At 66.8% G+C, this 6482-nt stretch carries 9 protein-coding genes; 7 read left to right on the top strand and 2 right to left on the bottom strand.

The features are described from left to right. Nucleotides 1-105 precede the first annotated feature (105 nt). Nucleotides 106-336 carry a hypothetical protein gene (locus M0P34_RS12925; protein ID WP_291499801.1) on the bottom strand — a complete coding sequence of 77 codons (231 nt, stop codon included), beginning with the start codon at nucleotides 334-336 and terminating at the stop codon, nucleotides 106-108. 123 nt (nucleotides 337-459) lie between these two features. On the opposite strand from M0P34_RS12925, the gene M0P34_RS12920 reads away from it, so the two are divergent. The 7 genes from M0P34_RS12920 to M0P34_RS12890 all read left to right on the top strand — a co-directional run bounded on the left by M0P34_RS12920 (nucleotide 460) and on the right by M0P34_RS12890 (nucleotide 6140). Beyond that, nucleotides 460-816, top strand: coding sequence for a hypothetical protein (locus M0P34_RS12920; RefSeq protein ID WP_291499800.1), 357 nt, complete (start codon nucleotides 460-462; stop codon nucleotides 814-816). 17 nt (nucleotides 817-833) lie between these two features. Then, nucleotides 834-1799: a CbbQ/NirQ/NorQ/GpvN family protein gene (locus tag M0P34_RS12915; protein ID WP_291499798.1), complete on the top strand. Its 966-nt coding sequence runs from the start codon at nucleotides 834-836 to the stop codon at nucleotides 1797-1799. Nucleotide 1800: 1 nt separating this feature from the next. Then, complete coding sequence (locus M0P34_RS12910; RefSeq protein ID WP_291499796.1) at nucleotides 1801-2085, top strand: hypothetical protein; 285 nt, start codon at nucleotides 1801-1803, stop codon at nucleotides 2083-2085. 41 nt (nucleotides 2086-2126) lie between these two features. Beyond that, nucleotides 2127-3122 carry a DUF3150 domain-containing protein gene (locus M0P34_RS12905; RefSeq protein WP_291499794.1) on the top strand — a complete coding sequence of 332 codons (996 nt, stop codon included), beginning with the start codon at nucleotides 2127-2129 and terminating at the stop codon, nucleotides 3120-3122. A 63-nt stretch (nucleotides 3123-3185) separates the two neighbouring features. Continuing rightward, nucleotides 3186-3932 carry a Fic family protein gene (locus M0P34_RS12900; RefSeq protein ID WP_291499792.1) on the top strand — a complete coding sequence of 249 codons (747 nt, stop codon included), beginning with the start codon at nucleotides 3186-3188 and terminating at the stop codon, nucleotides 3930-3932. 76 nt (nucleotides 3933-4008) lie between these two features. Continuing rightward, on the top strand, nucleotides 4009-5709 hold the full coding sequence (locus M0P34_RS12895; RefSeq protein ID WP_291499790.1) for a VWA domain-containing protein: 1701 nt from the start codon (nucleotides 4009-4011) through the stop codon (nucleotides 5707-5709). A gap of 257 nt (nucleotides 5710-5966) precedes the next feature. Beyond that, nucleotides 5967-6140 (top strand): hypothetical protein, encoded by a 174-nt coding sequence (locus tag M0P34_RS12890; RefSeq protein ID WP_291499788.1) that lies wholly within the window; start codon nucleotides 5967-5969, stop codon nucleotides 6138-6140. A 110-nt stretch (nucleotides 6141-6250) separates the two neighbouring features. Here the strand turns inward: M0P34_RS12890 and M0P34_RS12885 are convergent. Then, nucleotides 6251-6482, bottom strand: a 232-nt coding sequence (locus M0P34_RS12885) for a hypothetical protein (RefSeq protein WP_291499785.1), incomplete at its 5' end; no start/stop codon positions are given.

The following is a 6482-nucleotide window of genomic DNA, read 5'->3' as shown; positions in this document are numbered from 1 at the left end:
TGGAGCGCCTTACCGAGGCCCTGAACGATGGCCGCAAGGCACAGGAAACGCTGGCCCTGTGCGAAAAAGCCAGCGCGCCCTTCGAGCGGCTCGTTCTGGGCAGGGTTACCCGTCGCAGTCCCGGGACGAAGGCGGATACTGCCGCGCCGTGTGCAGGACGCGCAGGCTCTGAACCTGCTCGTCGAGCACCCGGTAGGCCAGAAAACACGGATGTGTCGTGAGCACAAGCTCGCGGGTTCCGGCCACCCGTCCGGACCGTGAACGGGCCGCGGCCAAGACGAGCTTCTCCGGCCGTTCCTGGGGCTGTTGATCAAGACGGGCTGTGGCTGTCGGCATACTGGTCTCCTTGTGCCACGAGTGTGTACCGAAAACACAACGGCTCTCAATTCGGCGTTCAAACCACAAGGCCCCGGATCCACTGTGATCCGGGGCCTTTTCATTCATCCAAGGAGGATTCCCATGGGATATCGCAGTGACGTGGCCCTGGCCTTGAGCGGCGCGGGGCAGCGGCGGTTGATGCACGCCGCGAGCGAAACGGACAACGAAACCCGTCAGGACCTGAAGGACCTGCTGCAGAGCGGCCTGGTCCGCGAGGACGAGGGCACCCAGGACGCTTTGTATTTCTGGGACGACATCAAGTGGTACCCGGATTGTTTCCCTGGCCCCGGATTCCTGGAGGCATTCCTTGAGAGCCTGGAGCCGGAGGAATACCTGTTCCTGCGCCTGGGCGAAGACTGGGACGACAGTCAGTCCAGAGGGCTGTGGTGGGAGAACCCCTTCGAGGCCTGCATGGTCCGGCGTATCGAATTCATCTGAACCACGAGGAGTACGACATGCAAGATATTATCCCGGCACCCGTGGATTTCGACGCGGGGGCCGTGTTCAGCGGCAGCCCGTCCGGGCGCATCGTCAGGGGCTACGAAAACCCTGGTCCCCATACCCCGGTCCCCGAATCCGACTACGTCTTCCACGAGGCTTCGCGCGACGTGGTGGTCTGGTTCATGGCCGAGGCCGAACCGCTGTACGTTTTCGGGCCCACGGGCAGCGGCAAGACCAGCCTGGTCAAGCAACTGGCCGCCCGCCTGAACTACCCGGTTTTCGAGATCACCGGTCATGCCCGGCTGGAGTTCCCCGACCTGGTGGGGCACCTCACGGTGCGCGGCGGGACCATGGCCTTCGAGTATGGCCCCCTGGCTCTGGCCATGAAACAGGGCGGCCTGTTCCTGCTCAACGAGATCGACTTGCTCGAACCCGCCACGGCGGCGGGCCTCAACGGCATCCTGGACGGCTCGCCGCTGTGCATCCCTGAGAACGGGGGCGAACTTGTGGCTCCGCACCCCATGTTCCGTTTCGTGGCCACGGCCAACACCAACGGTGGCTCCGACGAGACCGGGCTGTACCAGGGCACCCTGCGCCAGAACCTGGCTCTGCTGGACCGTTTCTGGCTCTGCGAGCTGGGCTATCCGGCCCCCGAGGCGGAACAGCGGCTGCTGGAAAGCGCGGCCCCGCAGCTTCCTGAGGACGTGCGCTCCAGGATGGTGGATTACGCCAACGAGATCCGCAGGCTTTTCCTGGGCGAGTCCGGGAGCGAGGGCCAAGCCCTGGAGGTGACCTTCTCCACCCGGACCCTCCTGCGCTGGGCTCGGCTCGCGGTGCGTTTCCAACCCCTGGCCCTGCAGGGAGTCCAACCCCTGGCCTACGCCCTGGACCGGGCCCTGGGCTTCAAGGCCACCCGCGAGAGCCGGGCGGCGCTGCACGAAATCGCCCAGCGGGTCTTTCCCCAGGCCACGGGGGACTGAGATGCGCGCCACAACTGCCCTGTGTGTCACCACCTGCACCAAGTGCGTCCTGCTGACCCGGGCCTGCGGTTCGGGGCTGCATCAATGCTGGCACTGCGCTGTCGGCTCCCGTGGGCTGACCATCCGCACCTGGCTGGGAGACGGGCAGTCCTGGGAGCCCCCGGACTGCGTAACGCAGCTCCTCGCGCCTCAGGACTGTCTGGACTGCGATCCGGTCCAGGAGATGTGGCGCCGGGCCACGGAGAAGATCGAGCGCCAGGGCTATTCCTGGAGAACCGGCAACTAGACGCCCCCGACACCCGGGGGCGTCTTCGTTTGGAGGAGCACATGACCATGCATACGGACATCCAGGTTCTGGACAGCCTCGTGGCCATCCACCTGGAGGTGAATATCTGGACGGCACGACGCAAGCTCAGCCCTGCGGACTTCGGCGGAGCGGTCCTGCCGCCCGGGGAGCTGGCCTCCCTGGGCAGCAAGCGGGTGTGCGACCCCGAGGATCTGAGGGTCTTCGGCACCCTCAAGGCGCGGGCGGTGAGCCTGCTTGAGCGCACCGGGGTCCGGTTCCTGGGCGGCTGGGCCATCCCCGAGGACAAGGCCGAGGCTGTCCATCAGGAGCTGGAAACCATCGGCCAGGAGTTCGAGGCCGCCAAGGAGGCCTTCCTGGGCCGCTACGACGAGGCGGTCCGTCAGTGGATCGCCCGGCATGCCCGGTGGGAGCGTATCATCGCCGATTCCACCGTGGGCGTGGAGCAGGTGCGTTCGCGCATGGGCTTCCGGTGGCAGGCCTATCGCGTGGTGGCGCCGTCCCCGGGGGACGCCGTGGCCTCGGGTCTGCACCAGGAGGTGTCCGGCCTGGGCGGTACGCTGTTCGGGGAGACCGCCAAGGCTGCCGCCGAGGCGTGGCACAAATGCTATGCGGGCAAGACCAGCGTGACCCGCAAGGCCCTCTCGCCCCTGCGGACCATCCACCACAAACTCGCGGGGCTGGCCTTCGTGGAGCCCCGGGTGGCCCCTGTGGCCGAACTCATGGACACGGCCTTCCAGAGCCTGCCCAGGCGGGGGCGCATCCAGGGCGCGCCGCTGCTCATGCTCCAGGGGCTGGTCTGTCTGCTGCGCGACACAAGCGCCTTGCTGGAGCACGGCCAGAAGCTCATGGACGGCACCACTCCCGGGGATGTGCTTCAGGCCCTGACGGCCCTCCGGGCGGACCAGGGCCCCGTGATCGACGATCCGCCGGACACGCAGCGGTCACAGGACGAGTTCCCCCTGGCGGGGATTCCCGTGCCCCTGTGTCCGGCCCTGCCGAGTCAAGGCTTGTGGTAGCCCGGGCTGGACAGGGCAGGGCGGGGCGATTACCAAAGGAAACAGACACCCCGAGGAGCGATCATGCGCAGCACCTACCAGGACCTGGACGCGCTCAAACAGCGTCTCGACGCCCACCGGCCCCTGCCGCCGGAGGTCGTCCGCAGCCTGCGAAACGACATGGTCCTGCGCTACACCTACCACTCCAACGCCATCGAGGGGAACACCCTGACCCTGATGGAGACCAAGGTGGTCCTCGAAGATGGCGTGACCATCGGCGGCAAGAGTGTGCGCGAGCATCTGGAGGCCATGAACCACGCCAGTGCCGTGGGCTTCCTGGAGCAACTGGTCGAACAGGGCCGGGATCTGGACGCGCGCACCCTCAAGGAGTTGCATCAACTGGTGCTGCGCGGCATCGACGACGAAAATGCCGGGCGCTACCGGGCCTGCAATGTGCTCATCTCCGGCGCCGGACACACCCCTGTGGATCACCTGCACCTTCAGGAACGGATGGACGGGTTCTTCGCCTGGTATGCCGGCCGGGCCCGGGAACTGCACCCCGTGGAGCGCGCGGGGCGGGTCCACGCGGACCTGGCGGTCATCCATCCCTTCCGTGACGGCAACGGCCGTACGGCCCGCTTGGCCATGAACCTGGAGCTCCTGCGCGCGGGTTTCCCCACGGTCATCATCCCCGTGGAGCAGCGCGCGGCCTACTACGAAACCCTGGACCTGGCTGGAACATCGGGCGACCACGAGCCCTTCCTGACCCTGCTGCGCGGCCTAGTCCATGAGAGCTTCGCGCCGTACTGGCGCGTGCTCGATCCGCAATAGCCCACACCCATACCCCTTACCGTGAGAAGGCCCCGGAGCATGACGCTTCGGGGCCTTCCCGTCTTGGAGGAACATCATGAAAAACACACGAGCTGTACTGCGCGCGCTGCCCCTGGTGGCCAGCGCACTGGGCAGCAAATACGGCGTCAGGGTGGTCATCGGTGGCAACCAGGCCCGCACCGATGGCCGAACCATCACCCTGCCATCGCTGCCTCTGGACATGCCGGAGACCTTCCTGCTCCTGGTCCGGGGCTACCTGGACCACGAGGCCGGGCACATCCGCGAAACGGACTTCGATGCCCTGCGGGGCGCCCGGCTGAGTCCACTGGAGCATCACGTCTGGAACAGCATCGAGGACTGGCGGGTGGAGCGCCGCATGGCCGAGATATTCCCCGGCTGTCGCCACAACTTCAACCGGCTGGTGCGCCATGTCTTCGCAGGGTCGGCCATGGTATCGGGGTCGCCGGTCCAGGACATCCCCAATTGGCTGCTGCTGGTCATCCGTTCCTGGGATGTGCCCGAACTGGTCGCCAGCCGGGACGAACTGGCCAGGCACATGGACCGGGAGTTTCCCGGGCTGCGGGCACGCCTGGAATCGGTCCTGTACGCGGTGCGCGCCCTGTGTCGATCCACCGGGGACGCCCTGGATTACGCCCGGCGCATCGTGCGTCTGCTGGAACAGGCAGCGCAGCCACAACCCGCGTCCCGTGCGCCCGGGAAGCAGAAGTCACCCCGCGATGCCTCCACGCCGGGGCAAAAGGCCGATGCTGGCCAGGCGGCAGACCAAAAGGAGGACGGCCCGGCTCCCGTGGCCCTTCCGGATTCGAACCCGGAAACGGATCGGCATCAGGCCATTGCAGCTGGCGAAACGAGGAGGAAGGGGCTCCCGGCCAAGGCCGCCAAGCGGCTCAAGGCCCTGCTGGACGCCCCCGGGGACGCGTTGCCCAGCAATCTTGGCAGCGTGCTGGCCCAGGCCATCACCGAGGCCGCCCCGGGCGATGGCAAGGATGCCCTGCGCGTGGCCGTGGTCGGGCACAAGCCCCTGTTGCCCCTGTCTGAACAGGAGCGCAAGGATGCCCTGAGAGCGTCCACGGCCCTGCAGGCACGGCTGCACGGTCTGCTGCAGGCCTCGACCCTGGTCCGCTGCGCCACAGGCCGACGCGGGCGCCTGGACACCGGCAGGCTGCATCGCCTGGCTGTGGACGACACCTGGGTCTTCCGCCGCAAGGGCCTGCGCCAGGGCATGGACAGCGCGGTGCATCTGCTCCTGGATTGCTCCAGCTCCATGGACAAGGGCATGGAACTGGCCTGTGCCGCCAGCTACGCCCTGGCCAGGGCCCTGGAGGCCTGCGCCGTCAACGTTGGTGTCAGCGCCTTCCCGGCAGGCGCAGGGGAAAACCGCTCCTGGGCTACGGTGGCACCCCTGGTGCGGCATGGGCAACGGGTACATCCGCACATGGCCGTGCGAGCCTACGGGCGCACTCCGCTGGCCGAGGCCCTGTGGTGGGCCATGGGGGCCATGCTCCCGCTGCCCCAACGCCGCAAGCTGATCCTGGTCGTCACCGATGGCGAACCCGATTCCCTGCCCTGCGCCAGGCGGGCCCTGGAGGCAGCCAGGCAGCATGGGTTCGAGGTCCTGGGTGTGGGCATCGCCAACTCTGCCGTCAGGGCCCTGCTGCCCCGGCGCAATATCGTCATCCAGGACATGCGGGAACTCTGTCCCGCGCTCTTCCAACTCCTGCACCGCGCCATGCTCGGCACCGATCGCGCAGCCTGAAGAGGCGTGCTCAGCGAGGCTGCCCCTTTTCATACCACCTCAACCAAGGAGGACGCATGCGATTGCCGTGCCCCTGTGTGCCTTGGCCCGTCTGCCGGATCTTCCCGGTGGCCCTTTGTTGTCACCTTCACCGCTGCCCTCGGGCCAAGTGCCCGCGCAAGGAGCGCACATGAACTGGGGACCGTTCATCGCCATCGCCATCGCGGTGCTCGAAATCATCCGGGAAACCACGGACAACTAACCCGCAAGGAGGCATCATGAACAAGCTTTGGATCTTTCTCGGAGGCTGCCTGACCGGCGTCCTCGGCGTCTTCACTGTGGCTGTGGCCTCGGAGGGCCACGCGGACAGGGCCCTCGGGGAACCCCAGGAGGAAGAGAACCCGGAGACGGAGGAGCGGGCTGTGCGGCTGGAGGACGTTGAAGCGGAGTAAACCGTAGGGGGGCAAGCACTGCCCCCCTTTTTGTCGCAAAGGCTCTTTGTCTGGGGTGTCGTTGTCAGGGTGGCCGCCAAGTGCAAAGGCAAGCGCCTGTGCCGCTCTTCTCAGGCCGATGCGTCAACTCTGCAGATGGCCTTGAAGCACAGTACGGGGGCACCTCGGAACTGGGGCTCGATGGTGATGCGCGTGAGGACATCGGATGGTCTCAGGCTCCGCGATGCCAGCTTGGCCAGGTACGGCTTGAAGTCCCGAACGACCAGTGCGTCGTAGATGGTGAAGCGGTACAGCGCGTGTCCAACCACCAAATCCAGATCGTAGGCCAGTGACCAGCCATGC

The sequence above is a fragment of the Desulfocurvus sp. genome (assembly GCF_023230885.1).
In the GTDB taxonomy this organism is placed as follows: Bacteria; Desulfobacterota; Desulfovibrionia; order Desulfovibrionales; family Desulfovibrionaceae; genus Desulfocurvus.
This window is presented reverse-complemented; position numbering and strand designations above follow the sequence as displayed.